The 22,741-nt window shown below is 75.7% G+C and carries 1 protein-coding gene; it reads left to right on the top strand.

From position 1 onward, the window contains the following. Window positions 1-119: 119 nt before the first annotated feature. Window positions 120-22,724, top strand: a complete 22,605-nt coding sequence (locus tag GA0070610_RS16040; protein WP_089000788.1) for a type I polyketide synthase — start codon at window positions 120-122, stop codon at window positions 22,722-22,724. Window positions 22,725-22,741: the final 17 nt, after the last annotated feature.

Below are 22,741 nucleotides of genomic sequence, written 5' to 3'. Positions count from 1 at the left end.
GGGTTCGTGGCCGAGCGGCCGTGTCTCCACCCACCTGTGCACGAGACCGGTCCGTCGGTGGTGGTGTGGTCAACGAATCGGCAGATTCCGATCGATAGCAAGCTCTGGGCGGGTGGGTCATGGCGGACGAAGACAAGCTCCTCGAACACCTGAAGTGGGTGACCTCCGAGCTCCGCCTGGCGCGTCGGCGCCTGACCGAGCTGGAGAACGAGGACGCCGAGCCGATCGCGATCGTCGGCATGGCCTGCCGGTTCCCCGGCGGGGTCGCCTCGCCGGAGGACCTCTGGGACCTCGTCGCGGGCGGCGTGGACGCCACCGGCACGTTTCCCGACGACCGGGGCTGGGACCTCGACGGACTCTACGACCCCGACCCGGACCACTCCGGCACCACCTACAGCAACCGGGGCGGCTTCCTGCGCGACGCCGGCCTGTTCGACCCGACCCTGTTCGGCATCTCGCCGCGCGAGGCGCTGGCCATGGACCCGCAGCAGCGGCTCCTGCTCGAGGTGACCTGGGAGGTCTTCGAGCGGGCCGGCATCGACGCCACGTCGGTGCGGGGCAGCCGTACCGGGGTGTTCGTCGGCACCGCCGGGCAGGACTACACGTCCGTGCTGCGGCAGCTGCCCGAGGGCACGGAGGGCTACGTCCTCACCGGCACGGCCGCGAGCGTCATGTCCGGCCGGCTGGCGTACTCCTTCGGGCTGGAGGGGCCGGCCGTCACGATCGACACCGCCTGCTCCTCCTCGCTGGTCGCCCTGCACCTGGCCGGTCAGGCCCTGCGCGACGGCGAGTGCTCCCTCGCCGTCGCCGGCGGCGTCACCGTGCTGGCCACCCCCGGCGCCTTCGTCGAGTTCTCCCGCCAGCGGGGGCTCGCCTCCGACGGGCGGTGCAAGGCGTTCTCCGCCGACGCCGACGGGACCGGCTGGTCCGAGGGCGTCGCGATGCTGCTCGTCGAGAAGCTCTCCGACGCCCGCCGCAACGGCCACCCCGTCCTGGCCGTCATCCGGGGCAGCGCCGTCAACCAGGACGGCGCGAGCAGCGGCCTGACCGCCCCCAACGGCCCCTCCCAGCAGCGGGTCATCCGCCAGGCGCTGGAGAACGCCCGGCTCAGCCCGGCCGACGTGGACGCCGTCGAGGCCCACGGCACGGGCACCCGGCTCGGCGACCCGATCGAGGCGCAGGCGCTGCTCGCCACGTACGGCCAGGGACGGCCCGCCGACCGGCCGCTGTGGCTGGGATCGCTGAAGTCGAACATCGGTCACCCGCAGGCTGCGGCCGGCGCCGGCGGCGTCATCAAGATGGTGATGGCGATGCGGCACGGCGTGCTGCCGCCCACCCTGCACGTGGACCGGCCGTCCCCGCACGTCGACTGGTCGACGGGGGCCGTGTCCCTGCTCGACGAGGCGCGCCCCTGGGCGGGCGGCGACCACGTCCGCAGGGCCGGCGTGTCGTCCTTCGGCATGAGCGGCACGAACGCCCACCTGATCCTGGAGCAGGCGCCGGCCCCCGACCCGGCCGACGACGAGGCCGCCCCGTCGCGCCGTCGCGCCGTCGCGCCGGTGCTGCTCTCCGCCGCGCAGCCGGCCGCGCTCTCCGCCCAGGCCGACCGGTGGGCCCGCTGGCTCGCCGACGACGAGGAGCCGCGCCCGCTCGACGTGGCGTGGTCGTCGGTGGTGTCCCGCTCGGCGCTCGACCGGCGCGCGGTGGTGCTCGCCGACGACCGGGCGGGCCTGCTGGCGGGCCTGGCGGCCCTGGCGGCGGGGGAGTCGTCGGGCACGGTCGTCACGGGCCAGGCCGGGGACCGGGGTCCGCTGGCGGTGCTCTTCTCCGGTCAGGGCGCGCAGCGCGCCGGCATGGGCCGGGAGCTGTACGGCGAGTTCCCCGTCTTCGCCGCCGCCCTCGACGAGGCGTGCGGGCACCTGGACCGGGTGCTGCCGCGCCCGCTCAAGGAGGTGCTGTTCGCGCCCGAGGGCTCCGCCGAGGCGGCGCTGCTGGACCAGACCGTGTTCACCCAGGCCGGGCTCTTCGCCGTCGAGGTGGCGCTGTTCCGGCTGGTCGAGTCGCTCGGCGTCGCGCCGGACTTCGTGGGCGGGCACTCGATCGGCGAGATCGCCGCCGCGCACGTGGCCGGGGTGCTGTCCCTCCAGGACGCCTGCCTGCTCGTGGCCGCGCGGGGCCGGCTGATGCAGTCGCTGCCCGACGGCGGCGGGATGCTCGCCGTGGCCGCCGACGAGGCGGCGGTGGCGGAGTCGATCGCCGGGCTGACCGACCGGGTCGGCGTCGCGGCGGTGAACGGCCCGACGTCGGTCGTGGTCTCCGGCGCCGTCGACGCCCTCGACGAGGTCGAGCGGGTCTGGCGCGAGCGGGGTGTGCGTACCCGCCGGCTGACGGTGAGCCACGCGTTCCACAGCCCGCTGATGGAGCCGGTGCTGGAGCGCTTCCGCGGCATCGTCGAGCGGCTGGACTTCGCCGCCCCCGCGCTGCCGATCGTGTCGAACCTGACCGGGGCGCTCGCCGACGCCGACGAGATCCGCACCCCGGAGTACTGGGTGCGGCACGTCCGCGAGGCCGTACGCCACGCCGACGGGGTCGCCGCCCTGCGCGACGCCGGGGTCGACACGTTCCTGGAGATCGGCCCGCAGAGCGTACTGACCGCGATGGTGGCGGACGTCCTGCCCGACGACGACGTGCTGGCCGTCGCCGCCCAGCGCCGGGACCGGCCGGAGGCGCAGGCGCTGCTGGCGGCGCTGGCCGAGCTGCACGTGCACGGCGTGCCGGTCGCCTGGCAGGAGTGGTTCGCCGACACCGGCGCCGCCCGGGTGGACCTGCCCACGTACGCCTTCCAGCGGGAGCGGTTCTGGCCCGAGGTGCTGCCGTGGCGGGTCGGCGACGTGTCGGGCGCCGGCCTCGGCGTGGCGGGGCACCCGCTGCTCGGCGCGGCGGTGCGTCTCGCCGGTGACGACGAGGTGGTGCTGACCGGCCGGCTGTCGGTGTCGACGCACCCGTGGCTGGCGGACCACGTCGTCGGCGACGCCGTGGTGGTGCCGGGCACCGCGCTGGTGGAGCTGGCGGTGCGCGCCGGCGACGAGGTGGGCGCGTCGCGGGTGCGGGAGTTGACCGTGGCGGCGCCGCTGGTGCTGCCCGAGTCCGGCGCGGTCCGCGTCCAGGTGCGCGTCGGCGCGGCCGACGACGCCGCGGTCCGCTCGGTGTCGGTCTACTCCCAGCAGGAGGACGACGACGACACCGAGTGGACGCGGCACGCCGAGGGCCTGCTCGAACCGGTGTCGCTCGACGAGCCGGGCGTCGGCGCGTGGCCGCCGCCGGGCGCCGCCGAGGTGGACCTGAGCGGGTGGTACCCGGCGCTGGCGGAGCACGGCCTGTCGTACGGGCCGGTGTTCCAGGGCGTGCGGCGCGCCTGGACGGCCGGCGACGAGGCGTACGCCGAGGTGGCGCTGCCGGACGGCGCCGCCGGGGACGCGAGCGCGTTCGGGGTGCACCCGGCGCTGCTGGACGCCGCGCTGCACCCGGTGGCCCTGCTGCTGGCGTCGGAGCCGGCGGGCGGGCCCCGCGTGCCGTTCGCGTTCGAGGGCGTGCAGGTGCACGCCTCGGGCGCCAGGACGCTGCGGGTACGGCTGACCCGGGACGGATCCGGGGTGCGGCTGGTGGCCTGCGACGGCTCGGGCGTGCCGGTGGTGTCGGTGGACTCCCTGGTGCTGCGGGAGATGACCCCGACGTCGAGCCGCGGCGCCGCCGCCCGGTCGCTGTACGAGGTGACCTGGCAGGCGGAGCAGATCGACGGCGTCGACGACCTCGCGGGGTGGGCGGTGCTGGGCCGACCGGCCACGGACGCGCTGCCGCAGCTGCCGGTCTTCGCCGACGTGGCGGCGCTGGCGGAGGGCGGGGCCACGGCCCGGCGGGTGCTGCTGACGGTGCCCGCCGGTGATCCGGGCGTCGCCGTGCCGCAGGCCGTACGGGCGGTCACCGGCTCCGTCCTGGACGTGCTGCGCTCCTGGCTCGCCGCCGAGGCGCTGGCGGACACGAAGCTCGTGGTGGTGACCCGCGGCGCGGTGGCCGCCGCGGACGACGACCAGGTCACCGACCTGGCGGCCGCCGCGGTCTGGGGCCTACTGCGCTCGGCGCAGTCGGAGCACCCGGGGCGGATCGTCCTCGCCGACGTCGACGGCGAGCTGACCCCCGCGATCCTCGCCGGGCTGGCCGGGGCGGCGGTCGACCCGTCGGCCTCCGGCGGACAGCTCGCGGTGCGGGGCGAGCGGACCCTCGTGCCGAGGCTGGCGCGGCCCGTGGGCGACGAGCTGACGCCGCCGCCCGGGCCGTGGCACCTCGCCCCCGTCACTCCCGGCACCCTGGACGGGATCGGGCCGGTTCGGGCCACGCCCGTGGAGCTGGGCGCGGGCCAGGTGCGCATCGCGGTGCGCGCGGCCGGCGTGAACTTCCGTGACGTGCTGATCGGCCTGGGCATGTACCCGGATCCGGCGGCCGTGATGGGCAGCGAGGGTGCGGGCGTCGTGGTCGAGGTGGGCCCCGGCGTGACCGACCTGGCGCCCGGCGACCGGGTGATGGGCATGTTCGAACTCGGGTTCAGCCCGCAGGCGGTCGCCCACCGGGAGCGCATCGCCAGGATGCCCGCCGGCTGGACCTTCACCCAGGCGGCCTCCGTTCCCCTGGTCTTCCTGACCGCGTACTACGCGCTGCGGGACCTGGCCGGGTTGCGGGCCGGCGAGTCGGTGCTCATCCACAACGGCGCGGGCGGCGTGGGCATGGCCGCCATCCAGCTCGCCCACCACCTCGGCGCCACCGTCCACGCGACGGCGAGCCCCGGCAAGTGGGGTGTGCTGCGCGGTCTCGGGGTGGCCGAGGAGCGGATCGCGTCGTCGCGGACCACGGAGTTCGAGCAGGCGTTCGGCGTGGCCACGGGTGGTGCCGGGGTGGACGTGGTGCTCGACGCGTTGGCCGGTGAGTTCGTCGACGCGTCGTTGCGGTTGCTGCCGCGCGGTGGCCGGTTCGTGGAGATGGGCAAGGCCGACGTGCGCGATGCGGAGGCGGTCGCCGCCGAGCACCCGGGCGTGGCCTACCGCGCGTTCGACCTGAACGAGGCGGGCAGCACCCGCATCGGCGAGATGCTCAGCGAGATCCTCGCCCTGTTCGCGCGGGGCGCGCTGCGGCCGCTGCCCGTACGGGCGTGGGACGTGCGTCAGGCCCGGCAGGCACTGCGGCACGTCAGCCAGGCCCGCCACGTCGGCAAGGTCGTGCTGCGTGTCCCCGCGCCCGTGGACCCCGACGGCACCGTGCTGGTCACCGGCGCGGCCGGGACCCTGGCCGGCGTACTCGCGCGGCACCTCGTCGCCACCGGCCAGGCCCGCCGCCTGCTGCTGGCCTCCCGCCGCGCGCCCGGCCGCGATGACGACTACGCCACCCTGGTCCGGGAGCTGACCGACGCGGGCGCCGACGTCACCGCCGTCGCCGTCGACGTCAGCGACCCCGCGCAGGTCGGCGAGCTGATCGCCGGGATCGACCCGGCGCACCCGCTGACGGCGGTGGTGCACACCGCCGGGGTGATCGCCGACGCGACCATCGGTTCGTTGGACGAGTCCGCCCTGCGTACGGTGTTGGCGCCGAAGGTGGACGCCGGGTGGGCGTTGCACGAGGCGACCGCGCACCTGGACCTGTCGGCGTTCGTGCTGTTCTCCTCGGTGGCGGCCACCCTCGGCTCGCCGGGGCAGGGCAACTACGCGGCCGCGAACGCGTTCCTCGACGCCCTGGCGCAGCACCGCCGGCAGCAGGGGCTGCCCGCCACCAGCCTCGCCTGGGGCATGTGGGCCACCGACAGCACGATGACCGCGCACCTCGACGGCGACGACCAGCAGCGGCTGCGGCGGGTCGGGATGAGCCGCCTCTCCCCGGCCGAGGGCGCCGAACTCTTCGACGCCGCCCTGCCGGCGGTCCAACCGGTCGTCGTCGCGGCCCGACTCCACGTCACCGGCGAGGCGAGCCACGTACCGCCGCTGATGCGGCACCTGCTGCGCGGCGGCGGCCGACGCCGCACCGCCACCGACCGGCCGGGCACTGGGGCGTCGTGGCGGGAGCGGCTCGACGGCCTGTCCGAGGCGGACGCCCGCCAGGCGCTGGTCGACCTCGTCTGCGGCCAGGCCGCCACGGTGCTGGGGCACGCCTCGGCGCAGGCGGTCCCCGCCGCCCGCGCCTTCAAGGACCTGGGCTTCGACTCGCTGACCTCGGTGGAGCTGCGCAACCGGCTGGGCGCCGCCACCGGGCTGCGGCTGACCGCCACGCTGGCCTTCGACCACCCCACCCCGGCCCGGCTCGCCGAGCACCTGTTCGCGCAGCTCGGCCGGGCCACCGGCGCCGGCACCGCCGTCCGTACCGTCGTCACCGCCGACGCCGACGAACCGATCGCCATCATCGGCATGGCCTGCCGCTACCCCGGCGGCGTCGCCACCCCCGAGCAGCTGTGGCAGCTCGTCACCTCCGGGTCCGACGCGATCGGCGGCTTCCCCGCCGACCGCGGCTGGGACCTCGACCGGCTGTACGGCACCGACGGCGACCAGTCGGGCGGCACCGTCACCGACCAGGGCGGCTTCCTCTACGACGCGGCCGACTTCGACGCCGGCTTCTTCAACATCAGCCCCCGCGAGGCCCTCGCCATGGACCCGCAGCAGCGGCTGCTGCTGGAGACCGCCTGGGAGAGCTTCGAGTACGCCCGCATCGACCCCACCGCGCTCGGCGGCACCGCCACCGGTGTCTTCATCGGCGCCGCCTCCTCCGGCTACGCCACCAGCGGACGCGACGACCTGGACGGCCTCGAGGGGCACCTGCTCACCGGGACGGCGGGCAGCGTCGCCTCCGGGCGGGTCGCCTACATGTTCGGCCTCGAAGGCCCGGCGGTCACCATCGACACCGCCTGCTCCTCGTCGCTGGTGGCGTTGCACCTCGCCGCCCAGGCGCTGCGCGGCGGCGAGTGCGACATGGCCCTGGCCGGTGGGGTGGCGCTGATGGCGCAGCCCGGCATGTTCTCCGAGTTCTCCCGGCAGGGCGGCCTCGCCCCGGACGGGCGGTGCAAGGCGTTCGCCGCCGGCGCCGACGGCACCGGCTGGTCCGAGGGCGTGGGCATGCTGCTCGTGGAGCGCCTGTCCGACGCCCGGCGCAACGGGCACCGGGTGCTCGCCGTGCTGCGCGGCTCCGCGGTGAACCAGGACGGCGCGTCCAACGGGCTGACGGCCCCGAACGGCCCGTCGCAGCAGCGGGTGATCCGGCAGGCCCTGGAGAACGCGCGGCTGAACCCGGCCGACGTGGACGCCGTCGAGGCGCACGGCACGGGCACCGTCCTCGGCGACCCGATCGAGGCGCAGGCGGTGCTGGCCACCTACGGGCAGGACCGCGCCGACGCCGAGCCGCTCTGGCTCGGCTCGATCAAGTCGAACATCGGCCACTCCCAGGCGGCGGCCGGGGTGGCCGGCGTGATCAAGATGGTGCTGGCGATGCGGCACGGCGTGCTGCCGCCGACCCTGCACGTGGACGAGCCGTCGCCCCACGTCGACTGGAGCGCCGGGGCGGTCGCCCTGCTCACCGAGGCCCGTCCGTGGCCGGCGGTGCAGCGCCCGCGCCGCGCCGCCGTGTCGTCGTTCGGCATCAGCGGCACCAACGCGCACACCATCATCGAGCAGGCGCCCGACGAGCCGGCCCCGGCGACGGCCCCGCCGGCGGGGGATCTCCCCGGCCTGGTCGGCCCCGCCGCCGTACCCCTGCTGATCTCCGGCCGCAGCCCCCGCGCGCTCGGGGCGCAGGCCGCCCGGATCGGCGAGCGGCTGGCCGGCGACGCCGACCTGGACCTGCGCGACCTCGGGTTCTCCCTGGCCGCCCAGCGGGCGCACCACCCGTACCGCGCGGTCGTCGTGGCCGCCGACCGGGACGACGCGGCCGCCCGGCTGGCCGCCCTCGCCGCCGGCGACGGCCCGCCGGCCGGCGCGGACGCCGCGTCGAAGGTCGTCTTCGTCTTCCCCGGCCAGGGCTCCCAGTGGACGGGGATGGCGCTGGACCTGCTGGAGACCTCGCCGGTCTTCCGGCAGCGCATGGGGGAGTGCGCCGAGGAGCTGTCCCGGCTGGTGGACTGGTCCCTCACCGACGTGCTCCGGCAGGCGCCCGGCGCGCCGCCCCTGGACCGGGTCGACGTGGTCCAGCCGGTGCTCTTCTCCGTCATGGTGTCCCTCGCCCAGCTCTGGCGCTCGTGCGGCGTCGTGCCGGCCGCCGTCGTCGGGCACTCGCAGGGTGAGATCGCCGCGGCCTGCGCGGCCGGCGCGCTGACCCTCGCCGACGCGGTGCGGCTCGTCGTGGCGCGCAGCCGTGGCCTGCTGGCCATCTCGGGCCGGGGCGGCATGGTCTCCGTCCCGCTGCCGGCCGCCGACACCGAGCAACTCATCGCGCAGTGGCGGGGCACCCTCTCCGTGGCCGCCCTCAACGGCGCCGCCGCGACCGTGGTCTCCGGTGACGCGGCGTCGGTCGCCGAACTGCTCGCGCACTGCGCCGAGCGGGACATCCGGGCCCGCGCGATCGCCGTCGACTACGCCTCACACTGCGGCCACGTCGACGCCGTCCGCGACGACCTGGTGGCCGCTCTCGGCACGGTCGACTCCCGCTCGACCGGGGTGGCCTTCCACTCGACGGTCACCGGCGAGCCCATCGACACCGCTGAGCTCGACGCGGGCTACTGGTACCGCAACCTGCGGGAACCCGTCCGGCTCGCGCCCGTGCTGGACCGGCTGATCGACCAGGGCTTCCGGGTCTTCGTCGAGGTCAGCCCGCACCCCGTGCTGAAGGTGGTGGTCCAGGACGCGCTGGAGAAGGCCACCGGCGCCGTCGACGCGGGCGTCGTGGTCGGTTCGCTGCGCCGCGACGAGAACGGGCCGCACCAGCTGCTGACCGGCCTCGGCGACCTGCACGTCGCCGGGGTGCCCGTCGACTGGGCGGCGGTGTTCGCCGGCTCCGGCGCCACCGGCGTCGACCTGCCGACGTACGCCTTCCAGCGGGAGCGGTTCTGGCCGGCGGTGGACCGCTCCGTTGGCGGCGACGTGTCGGGCGCGGGCCTGGGCGCGGCGGGACATCCGCTGCTCGGCGCGGCGGTGCGTCTCGCCGGTGACGACGAGGTGGTGCTGACCGGCCGGCTGTCGGTGTCGACGCACCCGTGGCTGGCCGACCACGTGGTCGGCGGTGCGGTGCTGGCGCCGGGCACCGCGCTGGTGGAGTTGGTGGTGCGCGCCGGCGACGAGGTGGGTGCGTCGCGGGTACGCGAGTTGACGGTGGCGGCGCCGCTGGTGCTGCCCGCGTCCGGTGCCGTCCGCGTGCAGGTACGCGTCGGCGCGGCCGACAGCTCCGGCGTCCGGTCGGTGGCGGTCCACTCGCAGCCCGACGGCGACCCGGAGGCCGAGTGGACGCGGCACGCCGACGGTGTGCTGGAGCAGGCCGCCGACGAGCCGGAGGTGGGCGCCTGGCCGCCCGTCGGGGTGCCCGAGGTGGATCTCGCCGGCTGGTACCCGGCGCTGGCGGAGCGGGGCCTCACCTACGGCCCGTCGTTCCAGGGGCTACGCCGGCTGTGGGCCGCCGGCGACCACGCGTACGCCGAGGTGGTGTTGCCGGACGAGGCGATCGCCGACACCGACCGGTTCGCCGTGCACCCGGCGTTGCTGGACGCCGCGCTGCACCCCGTGGGGCTGCTGCTGGCGGACCGCTCCGGCGGGCCGCGGGTGCCCTTCGCGTTCGAGGGCGTGCAGGTGCACGCCTCCGGGGCCCGGGTGCTGCGGGTGCGGTTGACCCGGACGGGTTCCCGGGTGCGGCTGGTGGCCGGCGACGAGTCGGGCGCGCCCGTGGTGTCGGTGGACGCGCTCGCGTTGCGGGAGATGACCGCATCGGCCGGCCAGGACCCCACCGAGCGGGCGCTGTTCGAGGTGACGTGGCAGCCCGAGCGGGTCACGCCGGCGCGCGACCTCTCCGGCTGGATGCTGCTCGGCGACACCGACGTGTCGGCGGACCTGTCCACGCCGGTGTTCCCGACCGTCGACGACCTCCTCACGGCGATCTCCGGCGGCGTGGTCGAGGCGCCCCGCGCGCTGGTGCTTCCGGTCCGAGCGGACACGCCGGATGCCGGGCTGCCCGACCTGGTGGGCACGGTCACCGCCCAGGTGCTGGACGTGCTGCGTTCCTGGCTGGACGCCGAGGCCCTGGCCGACACGAAGCTGGTGGTGGTGACCCGCGGCGCGGTGCTCGCCGCACCTGCCGACGCGCTGCGGGACCTGACCGGCGCGACGGTCTGGGGCCTGCTGCGCTCGGCGCAGTCGGAGCACCCGGGACGGGTCGTCCTCGCCGACGTCGAGGGCGCGCTCACCCCGGCGCTCCTCGCGGTGCTGGCCGCGGTGGCCGAGGACCCGTCGACCACCGGCGGCCAGGTGGCCGTACGCGGCGACGAGGTGCGCACCCCGCGCCTGGGCCGGCCCGCCGGCCCGGCCGCCGAGGAACTCGTCGCGCCGGCCGGGCTGTGGCAGGTCGGGGCGGTGAGCCCCGGCACCCTCGACGGGATCGGCATGGTGCCCGCCACGCCCGTCGCCCTGGACGCCGGCCAGGTGCGCATCGCGGTGCGCGCGGCCGGCGTGAACTTCCGTGACGTGCTGATCGGCCTGGGCATGTACCCGGACCCGGCGGCCGTGATGGGCAGCGAGGGTGCGGGCGTCGTGGTCGAGGTCGGCCCCGGCGTGACCGACCTGGCGCCCGGCGACCGGGTGCTGGGCATGTTCGAGCCGGCCTTCGCCCCCGAGGTGGTCGCCGCCCGGGACCTCGTCGCGAAGATCCCCGACGGCTGGTCCTTCACGCAGGCCGCGTCGGTGCCGGTGGTGTTCCTGACCGCGTACTACGCGCTGCGTGACCTGGCCGGGCTGCGGGCCGGCGAGTCGGTGCTCATCCACAACGGCGCGGGCGGCGTGGGCATGGCCGCCATCCAGCTCGCCCGGCACTGGGGCGCGACGGTGTACGCCACCGCCAGCCCCGGCAAGTGGGGTGTGCTGCGCGGTCTCGGGGTGGCCGAGGAGCGGATCGCGTCGTCGCGGACCACGGAGTTCGAGCAGACCTTCGGCGTGGCCACGGGCGGCGCCGGGGTGGACGTGGTGCTCGACGCGTTGGCCGGTGAGTTCGTCGACGCGTCGTTGCGGTTGCTGCCGCGCGGTGGCCGGTTCGTGGAGATGGGCAAGGCCGACGTGCGCGATGCGGACGTGGTCGCCGCCGAGCACCCGGGCGTGGCCTACCGCGCGTTCGACCTGAACGAGGCCGGACACCCGCGGATCGGCGAGATGCTGACCGAGATCCTCGCCCTGTTCCAGCAGGGCGCGCTGCGGCCGCTGCCCGTACGGGCGTGGGACGTGCGCCAGGCCCGGCAGGCACTGCGGCACATCAGCCAGGCCCGTCACATCGGCAAGGTCGTCCTGCGGGTGCCCGCACCCGCCGACCCCGACGGCACCGTGCTGCTCACCGGCGCGGGAGGCGCCCTCGCCCGGGTGTTCGCCCGGCACCTGGTCGCCACCGGTCAGGCGCGGCACCTGCTGCTGGCCTCGCGCCGTGGCCCCGAGCAGTACCAGGACCTGGTCGAGGAGCTCACCGAGGCCGGTGCCCGGATCACCGTCGGCACCGCCGACGTCACCGACCCCCGGCAGGTGAACCGGCTGCTGGAACTGGTGGACCCGGCGCACCCGCTGACGGCGGTGGTGCACACCGCCGGGGTGATCGCCGACGCGACCATCGGTTCGTTGGACGAGTCCGCCCTGCGTACGGTGTTGGCGCCGAAGGTGGACGCCGGGTGGGCGTTGCACGAGGCGACCGCGCACCTGGACCTGTCGGCGTTCGTGCTGTTCTCCTCGGTGGCGGCCACCCTCGGCTCGCCGGGGCAGGGCAACTACGCGGCCGCGAACGCGTTCCTCGACGCCCTCGCGCAGCACCGCCGGCAGCAGGGGCTGCCCGCCACCAGCCTCGCCTGGGGACTGTGGGCCACCAGCAGCGCGATGACCGCACACCTGCACGGCAACGACCACCGCAAGGCGATCCGCGCCACCAGTGCCCCGCTGACCGACCAGCAGGGCGTCGCGCTCTTCGAGGCGGCCCGGCAGCGCGGCAGCGCCCACCTCGTACTCATGAACCTGCCGCCGGCGACGGCGCGGCCGGCCGGCGGCACCGTGCCCAGCCTGCTGCGTGACCTGGTCCGCGCCTCCGCTCCGGCCCGCCGTGCGGTGGGCCGGGGCCCGGCCGACACCGCGTCCGTGCGGGACCGCCTGGCCATGCTCAGCCCGGCGGAGCGGCGCAACCACCTGCTCGATCTGGTGGCCACGAACGTCGCCACCGTGCTCGGGCACCGCTCCGCGGAGAACGTCGACCCCCACCGCGCCTTCAAGGAGCTGGGCTTCGACTCGCTCACCTCGGTCGAACTGCGCAACCGGCTCTCCGCCGCGACCGGGCTGCGGCTGCCCGCGACCGTGGCGTTCGACCACCCGGCCCCGGCGGTGCTCGCCGACTTCCTCGACCGGGAACTGGGCGGTGGCTCGGACGCCGCCCGGCCGGCCGCGGTCGGCACGACCGCCGCGCTCGACGAGCCGATCGCCATCATCGGCATGGCCTGCCGCTTCCCCGGAGACGTGCAGACCCCCGAGCAGCTCTGGCAGGTGGTCACCGCCGGCGCCGACGTCATCTCGCCGTTCCCCACCGACCGGGGTTGGGACCTGGACGACCTGAGGGCCAGCGGCGGGGACGACACGTCCGTCCCCCGCCAGGGCGGCTTCCTGCACGACGCCGCCCAGTTCGATGCCGCCTTCTTCGGCATCTCGCCCCGGGAGGCGCTGGCCATGGACCCGCAGCAGCGGTTGCTGCTGGAGACGTCCTGGGAGGCCTTCGAACGGGCGGGGATCGACCCGCACTCGGCGCGGGGCAGCAGCACCGGCGTCTACGTCGGGCTCATCTACCACGACTACGCCTCCCAGGCCGCCGGAACCACCGACGAGGTGGACGGCTACGTCGGCAACGGCAGCGCGGGAAGCGTCGCCTCGGGACGCATCTCGTACCTGTTCGGCCTCGAAGGTCCGGCGGTCACCGTCGACACCGCCTGCTCGTCGTCGCTGGTCGCGCTGCACCTGGCCACCCAGGCGCTGCGACAGGACGAGTGCCGGCTCGCGCTCGCCGGCGGGGTGAGCGTCATGTCCACCCCCGGCATGCTGACCGAGTTCTCCCGGCAGCGCGGCCTGTCGCCCGACGGTCGGTGCAAGGCCTTCGGCGCGGGCGCCGACGGCACCGGCTTCGCCGAGGGCGTCGGCATGCTCCTGCTGGAGCGCCTCTCCGACGCGCAGCGCAACGGCCACCGCGTCCTCGCCGTCGTGCGGGGCAGCGCGGTGAACCAGGACGGGGCCAGCAGCGGCCTGACCGCGCCGAACGGTCCCGCGCAGCAGCGGGTCATCCGGCAGGCGCTGGCGAACGCCCGGCTGACCCCGGGCGACGTCGACGCCGTCGAGGCGCACGGCACGGGCACCGCGCTGGGAGACCCGATCGAGGCGCAGGCCCTCCTGGCCACGTACGGGCAGGACCGGCCGCAGGACCGGCCGCTGTGGCTCGGTTCGATCAAGTCGAACATCGGTCACGCCCAGGCGGCGGCGGGCGTCGCCGGGGTGATCAAGATGGTGTTGGCGATGCGGCACGGTGTGCTGCCGCCGACCCTGCACGCGGACGAGCCGTCGCCGCACATCGACTGGACCACCGGATCGGTGGCCCTGCTCACCGGCGCCCGGTCGTGGCCGGCCGTCGACCGGCCGCGCCGGGCCGCGGTGTCGTCGTTCGGCATCAGCGGCACCAACGCGCACACCATCATCGAACAGGCGCCGGAGTTCGTCCCGCCGCCCGCCGGGCCGCCCGCGACGTCCCCGGTCGACCTCGTCGCCTGCGTCCTCTCGGCCCGCGACGACGCCGCCCTGCGCGAGCAGGCACGCCGGCTGCGGGGCCTGCTGGACGACGAACCGGACCTGACGGTCGCCGACGTCGCCCACGCGCTCGCCACCCGCCGCACCGCCTTCGAGCACCGCGTGGTGCTGCTGGCCCGGGAGCGCGACGACCTGCTCACCGCCCTCGACGCGGTGGCTGAGGGTCAGCCCTCGGCCGCCGTCGTCCACGGGGTGGCCCGCGGCGGACGCACCGCGATCCTCTTCTCCGGCCAGGGCGCCCAGCGACCTGGCATGGGGCGCGAGCTGTACGACGCCCACCCGGTCTTCGCCGCCGCCCTCGACGAGGTGTGCGGGCACTTGGACCAGCACCTGCCCCGTCCGCTGCGCGAGGTGCTGTTCGCCGAGGCGGGCACGCCGGAGGCGGAGCTGCTGGACCAGACCGTCTTCACCCAGGCCGGGCTGTTCGCCGTCGAGGTGGCCCTGTTCCGGCTGGTCGAGTCGTTCGGCGTCCGGGCGGACCTGGTGGCTGGGCACTCGATCGGCGAGGTGGCCGCCGCCCACGTCGCCGGGCTGTTCAGCCTCGCCGACGCCTGCGCGCTGGTCGGGGCCCGTGGCCGGCTCATGCAGGCCCTGCCGCAGGGCGGCGGGATGCTCGCGGTCGGCACCGACGAGCAGGCCGTCGTGGAGTCGTTGGCCGGGCTCACCGACCGGCTCGGCGTCGCGGCGGTGAACACCCCGACCGCCGTGGTGGTCTCCGGCGAGGTCGGGGCCCTCGACGAGGTGGAGCGGACCTGGCAGGACCGGGGCGTACGCACCCGCCGGCTGAACGTCAGCCACGCCTTCCACAGCCCGCTGATGGAACCGATGCTGCGCGAGTTCCGGCAGGTGCTCGACAGACTGACGTTCCGCTGGCCGACCCTGCCGATCGTGTCGAACCTGACGGGGGAGATCGCCGACCCCGACGAGATCGGCACCCCCGACTACTGGGTCCGGCACGTCCGCGAGACCGTCCGGTTCGCCGACGGGGTCGCCAGCCTGCGTACGCGCAACGTCCGGGTCTTCCTCGAGCTGGGCCCCGACGCGGTGCTCGCCGGCATGGTGCGTGGATGCCTGCCCGACGACGGCGACACGCTCCCGGCGGCCGTCGTGGCGAGCCTGCGCCCGGGCCGCCCGGAACCTGTGTCGCTGATGAACGCGCTGGCGGAGCTGCACGTGCACGGCGTGCCGGTCACCTGGACCGACCTCCTGCCGGGCACCGCGACCCGCCCGGTGGACCTGCCGACGTACCCGTTCCAGCGGCAGCGGTTCTGGCCGGCGGTGGGGCGGCTGCGGGCCGGTGACGTCAGCGGCGCGGGCCTCGGTGTGGCGGGGCACGGCCTGCTCGGCGCGGCGGTGGACCTCGCCGGCGACGACGAGGTGGTGCTGACCGGCCGGCTGTCGCTGGCCACCCACCCCTGGCTGGCCGACCACGTGATCTCCGGCGTGCCGCTGGTCCCCGGCACGGCGCTGGTGGAACTGGCCGTGCGCGCGGGCGACGAGGCGGGCGCGTCCCGGCTGCGTGACCTGGCGGTGCTGACGCCGCTGGTGCTCCCCGACGCGGGCGCCGTGCGGATCCAGGTCCGGGTGTCGGCGGCCGACTCGTCGCAGCGTCCCGTCGCCGTCTACTCGCGCCCCGACGACGACCCCGAGGCGGGCTGGCTCCAGCACGCCGAGGGTGTGCTGGAGCCGGCGACGGCGGACGAGCCGAGGACGGGCACCTGGCCCCCGGCCGGCGCGACCGAGGTCGACCTGGCGGGCTGGTACCCGGCGCTCGTCGCGCGTGGCCTGGCGTACGGGCCGGTGTTCCAGGGTCTGCGGCGTGCGTGGGTGGGCGACGGCGAGGTGTTCGCCGAGGTGGTCCTGCCGGACGACGCGGTGGCGGGCATCGACCGGTTCGGGGTGCACCCGGCGCTGCTGGACGCGGCCCTGCACCCGGTCGCTCTGCTGCTGGGCGAGGAGCCGGGCGGGCCACGGGTTCCGTTCGCGTTCGAGGGCGTGCAGGTGCACGCCTCGGGTGCCAGGGTGCTGCGGGTCCGGTTGTCCCGCAGCGGTGCCGGGGTGCGCCTGGTGGCGTGCGACGAGGTGGGTGCGCCGGTGGTGTCGGTGGACTCCCTCGTTCTGCGCGAACTGGCTGGCACGGCCACGGCGGGTGTGGCGTCCCGGTCGATGTTCGAGGTGGTCTGGCAGGCGGAGGAGACCGAGCCGGTCGACGACGTGTCGGGCTGGGCGGTGCTGGGCGGTCCGGCCCTGCCAGGCGTTCCCGGCGGTCCCTCCGCCGAGACGATCAGGCAGTTGCTGGCCGCGATCGACACCGGCACGGCGCCGCCGCGCCGACTGCTGTTCACGCCGACCGGGCCGGACGCCGACGGCGTCGATACGGCGCAGCGGGCCCGGGCCATGACGTCGGACGTGCTGGGCCTCGTGCAGGCGTGGCTGGCCGCCGACGTCCTGGCGGACTCGAAACTGGTGGTGGTCACCCGACGTGCCGTGTCCGTCGGCGACGAGGACCAGGTGACGGATCCGGCCGCCGCGGCGGTGTGGGGTCTGCTGCGCTCGGCGCAGTCCGAGCATCCGGGCCGCATCGTCCTGGCCGACGTGGACCGTGGCGTGAACCCGAGCGTGCTGGGCACCCTGACCCGCTACGCCGCAGACCCGACCGGCGGCCAGGTGGCCGTCCGTGGCGGCGAGGTCTTCGTGCCGCGTCTGGTGCGTGCGGTGGTTCCGTCGTCGGCGCAGACGCCGGTCGTGGGTGACGGCGTGGTGCTGGTGACCGGCGGTACGGGCGCGCTCGGGGCGCTGGTCGCGGAGCACCTGGTGTCGGTGCACGGCGTGCGGTCGCTGGTGCTGGTGTCGCGGCGTGGCCCGGAGGCTGATGGTGCCGGCGAGCTGACCGGACGGTTGACCGCGCTGGGCGCGGACGTACGGGTGGTGGCCTGTGACGTGACGGACCGGGACCAGGTGTTCGGTCTGGTGGCTGAGATCGGTGCCGAGGGCCGCCTGGCGGGTGTGGTGCACACGGCCGGTGTCCTGGACGACGGTGTCGTGGAGGGGCTGACGGCCGAGCGTCTGGCGGGGGTGTTGGCGCCGAAGGTGTCGGCGGGTTGGTTCCTGCACGAGGCGACGGCGTCCCTCGCGCCGGATCTGGACCTGTTCGTGGTGTTCTCGTCGGTGGCGGGTGTGCTGGGTTCGCCGGGTCAGTCGGCGTACGCGGCGGCCAACGCTTTCCTGGACGGGCTGGCGGTGTGGCGGCGGCGGTCGGGCCTGCCTGCGGTCAGCCTGGCGTGGGGCATGTGGGACACCGCCGGCATGGCGGCGTCGATCGGTGGAGTCGAGCGGGCCCGCTCGGCGCGCGCCGGCCTCCGGGGCATGAACGCCCGGACCGGTCTGGAGCTGTTCGACGCGGCCCTGGGCGCCGGCCGGCCGGCCCTGGTGCCGGCCGTGATCGACGTGCCCGCGCTGCGCTCGGCAGCCTCCGGCGGGGTCGTGCCGCCAATGCTGCGGGTCCTCATCGGCACGGCGAGCACCCGCCGCCAGGCGGGCAAGGGCGGTGACGGCTGGGCCGACCGGCTCGCCAGGCTCAGCGAGGAGAACGGCCTCACCCAGGTGGACCAGCTGGTGCGGGGTCTCGTCGCGCAGGTGCTGGGGCACGGCAGCGCCGAGGCGGTGCCGGCGGACCGGGCGTTCCGCGAGCTGGGCTTCGACTCGCTGACCGCCGTCGAGCTGCGCAACCGGGTCAACGGCGCGACCGGCCTGCGGCTGGCCTCGACCCTGGTCTTCGACTATCCGACCCCGCAGGCCCTGACCGCCCACGTGTACGCGGAACTGGTCGGCGAACGGCTCGCCGCCGTCGTCTCCGACGAGCCGGCCGCCGGCGACGCCGACGAGCCGATCGCGATCGTGGGCATGGCCTGCCGCTACCCCGGCGGCGTCCAGTCTCCCGACCAGCTGTGGAAGCTGGTCAGCACCGGCGGGGAGGGCGTCGGCGAGTTCCCCGCCGACCGGGGCTGGAACCTCGACGAGCTCTTCCACCCCGATCCGGACCACGCCGGGACGTCGTACACCCGGCACGGCGGTTTCCTGTACGACGCCGGCGCGTTCGACCCCGCGTTCTTCGGGATCTCGCCCCGCGAGGCCCTCGCGATGGACCCGCAGCAGCGGTTGCTGCTGGAGGCGTCGTGGGAGACGTTCGAGTCGGCCGGGATGGACCCGTCGCGACTGCGGGGCAGCCGGACGGGTGTCTTCGCCGGCGTCATGTACCACGACTACGCGACGCAGCTGATGGAGCTGGCCGGCGAGGTCGAGGGTTACGTCGGCACCGGCAACTCGGGCAGCGTCCTGTCGGGTCGGGTGGCGTACACGTTCGGGCTGGAGGGCCCGGCGGTCAGCGTCGACACGGCGTGCTCGTCCAGCCTCGTGGCGCTGCACCTGGCGGTGCAGGCGCTGCGGTCGGGTGAGTGCGATCTCGCCCTGGCCGGTGGTGTGACGGTGATGGCGACGCCGGGGACGTTCATCGAGTTCTCGCGGCAGCGTGGTCTGTCGCAGGACGGTCGGTGCAAGTCGTTCGCGGCGTCGGCGGACGGCACGGGCTGGTCCGAGGGCGTCGGTGTGCTGTTGGTGCAGCGGTTGTCGGACGCGCAGCGCGAGGGTCGGCGGATCTACGCGGTGGTGCGGGGCACGGCGGTGAACCAGGACGGCGCGTCGAACGGTTTGACGGCGCCGAACGGGCCGTCGCAGCAGCGGGTGATCCGCCAGGCCCTGGCGAACGCGCGTCTCACCGCCGCTGACGTGGACGCGGTCGAGGCGCACGGCACGGGCACGACGCTGGGTGACCCGATCGAGGCGCAGGCTCTGCTGGCCACGTACGGGCAGGAGCGTCCGCAGGACCGGCCGTTGTTGTTGGGGTCGATCAAGTCGAACATCGGGCACACGCAGGCGGCTGCCGGTGTGGCTGGTGTGATCAAGATGGTGCTGGCGATGCGGCACGGCCTCGTCCCGTCGACGTTGCACGTGGACGAGCCGTCGCCGCACGTGGACTGGTCGGCGGGGGCGGTGGCCCTGGCGACGGAGGCGACGCCGTGGCCGGCGGTGGATCGGCCGCGTCGGGCGGCGGTGTCGTCGTTCGGCATCTCCGGGACGAACGCGCACGTGATCATCGAGCAGCCGCCGGTCGAGCTGGTCGAGGGTGAGATCGTCGCCGGGAACGTACCGCCGGTGGTGCCGGTGCTGCTGTCGGCCCGCGACGGTGCCTCGCTGGCCGCGCAGGCGGGCCGCTGGGCGAGCTGGCTGGCCGCCGACGGCAGCGTACGTCCGCTGGACGTGGCGTGGTCGAGCGTGGTGTCGCGGTCGATGCTCGAACATCGTGCGGTCGTGGCCGGAACCGGTCGCGACGAGCTGCTGGCGGGCCTGGCGGCGTTGGCGGCCGGTGAGCCGTCCGGCGGGGTCTTCGTGGGCCCGGGCGGGCAGCGGGACCAACTGGCGCTGGTGTTCTCGGGCCAGGGCGCGCAGCGCGCCGGCATGGGCCGGGAGCTGTCCGAGGCGTTCCCGGTGTTCGCGGCTGCCCTGGACGAGGTGTGTGGACATCTCGACCCGTTGCTGCCGCGCGCGCTGCGGGAGGTGCTGTTCGCCGAGGCGGGTACGGCCGAGGCGGAACTGCTGGACCACACGGTGTTCACCCAGGCCGGGCTCTTCGCCGTCGAGGTGGCGCTGTTCCGGCTGGTGGAGTCGTTCGGCATCGTGCCCGACATGGTCGCCGGCCACTCGATCGGCGAGGTGACGGCGGCGTACGTGGCCGGGGTGCTGTCCCTGGCCGACGCGTGCGCCCTCGTCGCCGCGCGGGGCCAGTTGATGCAGGCGCTGCCGGCCGGCGGCGGGATGCTGGCCGTGGCCGCCTCCGAGGAGGCGGTGACGGAGTCGATCGCCGGCCTGGCCGACCGGGTCGGTGTCGCGGCGGTGAACGGGCCGACGTCGATCGTCGTGTCCGGCGCGGTGGAGGCCCTCGACGAGATCGAGCGCACTTGGCGGGACCGGGGCGCACGTACCCGTCGGCTCGCCGTCAGCCACGCGTTCCACAGCCCGCTGATGGAGCCGATGCTCGACGAGTTCCGGACGGTCCTGGACGGGTTGACGTTCGCCGCACCGGCGCTGCCGGTGGTGTCGAACGTGACCGGGGCGCTCGCCGACCCCGACGAGATCCGCACGGCCGACTACTGGGTGCGCCACGTCCGGGAGGCCGTCCGCTACGCCGACGGGGTGACCGCCCTGAAGGCCGCCGGGGTGGACACGTTCCTGGAGATCGGGCCGCAGAGCGTCCTGACCGCGATGGCGGCGGACATCCTGCCCGACGACGCCGCCGTGCTGGCCGTCGCCGTCCAGCGTCGGGACCGGTCGCAGGCCCAGGCGCTGCTCGGCGCGCTGGCGGAACTGCACGTGCACGGCGTGCCGGTGACCTGGCAGGAGTGGTTCACCGACAGCGGGTCGCGGCGGGTGGACCTGCCGACGTACACCTTCCAGCACCAGCGCTACTGGCCGGAGCCGGCGAGCAGGCCGCGTACGAGGGTGGCCGACAGCGGCGACGCCGACTTCTGGGCCGCCGTCGAGCAGGGCGACCTGAGCGCCCTCGCCACGCAGTTCGGCGACGACGGCGCCGCCCTGGACGCCCTCACCCCGGCCCTGCCGGTCCTGTCGACCTGGCACCGGGCGCGTACGCGGCGGGCGGTCGTGGACGCGTGGTCGTACCGGGTCGGGTGGAAGCGGACCGACATCACCGCCGATCCGGCGCGCCCGGGCGCGTGGCTGCTCGTGACGGCGGAGGACGACCTGACGGACGGCACCCGCGCGGAGGCGGTCACCAAGGCCCTCGCCGAGGTCGGCGCCGACGTGGTCCGGCTGACCGTCGACCCGGTCGGCACCGACCGGGCGGAACTCGCCCGCCGGCTGGCCGACGCGCTGGCCGACGGACCCGTCACCGGCGTGCTGTCCCTGCTCGGCCTCCGCGACCAGCCGCACCCCGCCCACCCGGCCGTACCGGTCGGGACGGCCGCCACGCTGCTGCTGCTCCAGGCCCTGCACGACACCGGGACGACGACCCGGCTGTGGTGCCTGACCCAGGGCGCGGTCAGCACCGGCGACGGGGACGCGGTGCACGGCGTCGCCCAGAGCGGGCTGTGGGGCCTGGGGCTCGTGGCGGGCCTGGAACACCCCCAGCTGTGGGGCGGCCTGGTGGACCTGCCCGAGCAGGTGGACGCGACGGCCTGGGACCGGGTGGCGCGGGTGGTGACCGGCGCCGACGACGAGGACCAGCTGGCCGTACGTCCCTCCGGGGTGTTCGTCCGCCGCCTGGTCCGTGCGGCACCCGCCGCCCCCGACACGGCGGAGCGGTGGCGGCCGTCCGGCACGGTGCTGGTCACCGGCGGTACCGGCGCCCTGGGCGCCCACGTCGCCCGGTGGGCGGCGGCCAACGGGGCCGCGCACGTCGTGCTGACCAGCCGTCGGGGCGAGCGCGCCCCCGGGGCGGCGGAGCTGCGCGAGGAGCTGACCGCGCAGGGCGTACGGGCGTCGGTCGTGGCCTGCGACGTGGCCGACCGCGACCAGGTGGCGGCACTGCTGGCCCGGCTGGACGAGGACCCCGCGCCGTTGACGGCCGTGGTCCACGCGGCGGGTGCCGGTGAGCCCGGCCTGATCGCCGACACCGACCTGGCCGCGTTCGCCGGTGTGCTCGACGGCAAGGTGGCCGGCGCGGTGCACCTGGACGCGCTGCTCGGCGACCGGCCGCTGGACGCCTTCGTGCTGTTCGCCTCCATCGCCGGGGTGTGGGGCAGCGGCGGGCAGTCCGCGTACGCCGCCGGCAACGCATTCCTGGACGCGCTGGCGGAGCAGCGTCGCGGACGGGGCCTGCCGGCGACGTCCGTGGCCTGGGGGCCGTGGGCCGACGGCGGCATGGCCACCGGCGAGGCCCAGCAGTTGCTGGCCCGGCGCGGCCTGACCGCCATGGCACCGGCCGACGCCGTGCACGCCATGCGGTACGCCGTCGGCCTGCCCCGGGCGGCGCTGACCGTGGTGGACGTGGACTGGGCGGTCTTCGCCCCGGCGTACGCCTCGACCCGCCCCCGGCCGCTGCTCGACGACATCGCCGAGGCCCGCGAGGCGCTGCACGCCCAGGCCGGGGAGCAGCAGCCCGGTGGGGCCGTCGACGCCCTGCGGGAGCACCTGCTCACCCTGCCCCGGCCCGAGCGGGTCCGGCACCTGGTCGACCTCGTCCGTACCCACGCCTCCGCCGTGCTCGGCCACTCGGGCACGGACCGGGTCAAGCCGCAGCGCGCCTTCAAGGAACTCGGGTTCGACTCGCTGACGGCGGTCGAGCTGCGCAACCGACTGACCGGGGCCACCGGCCTGTCGCTGCCCGCGACCCTCGTCTTCGACTACCCGAACCCGGCCGTGCTCGCCGAGAACCTGCTCGACGGCCTGCTGCCCGAGGGGGCACAGGCGGACGACGGCGACCCGGCGGAGGTGGCCGTCCGGCAGGCGCTCGCGGCGATCCCGCTGACCCGCCTGCGGGAGGCCGGGCTGCTGGACCTGCTGCTCAACCTCGCCGACGCCGACGGCGGCGATGGTGACGAGTCCACCGACGAGGCCCTGGACCTCGACGATCTCGACACCGACGCCCTCGTCAGGCTGGCGCTTGACGGAACCGATTCCTGACCGTTGTCCCCAGTACG

Origin of the sequence: Micromonospora echinofusca, from assembly GCF_900091445.1 — a bacterium.
GTDB lineage: Bacteria > Actinomycetota > Actinomycetes > Mycobacteriales > Micromonosporaceae > Micromonospora > Micromonospora echinofusca.
Note: the sequence above shows the minus strand (reverse complement) of the source record. Positions and strands in the feature narration are given on the sequence as shown.

What these genes read in the sequence shown, in the direction of transcription:
- GA0070610_RS16040 (WP_089000788.1), top strand. Translation starts at nt 120, where the DNA reads ATGGCGGACGAAGACAAGCTCCTCGAACACCTGAAGTGGGTGACCTCC.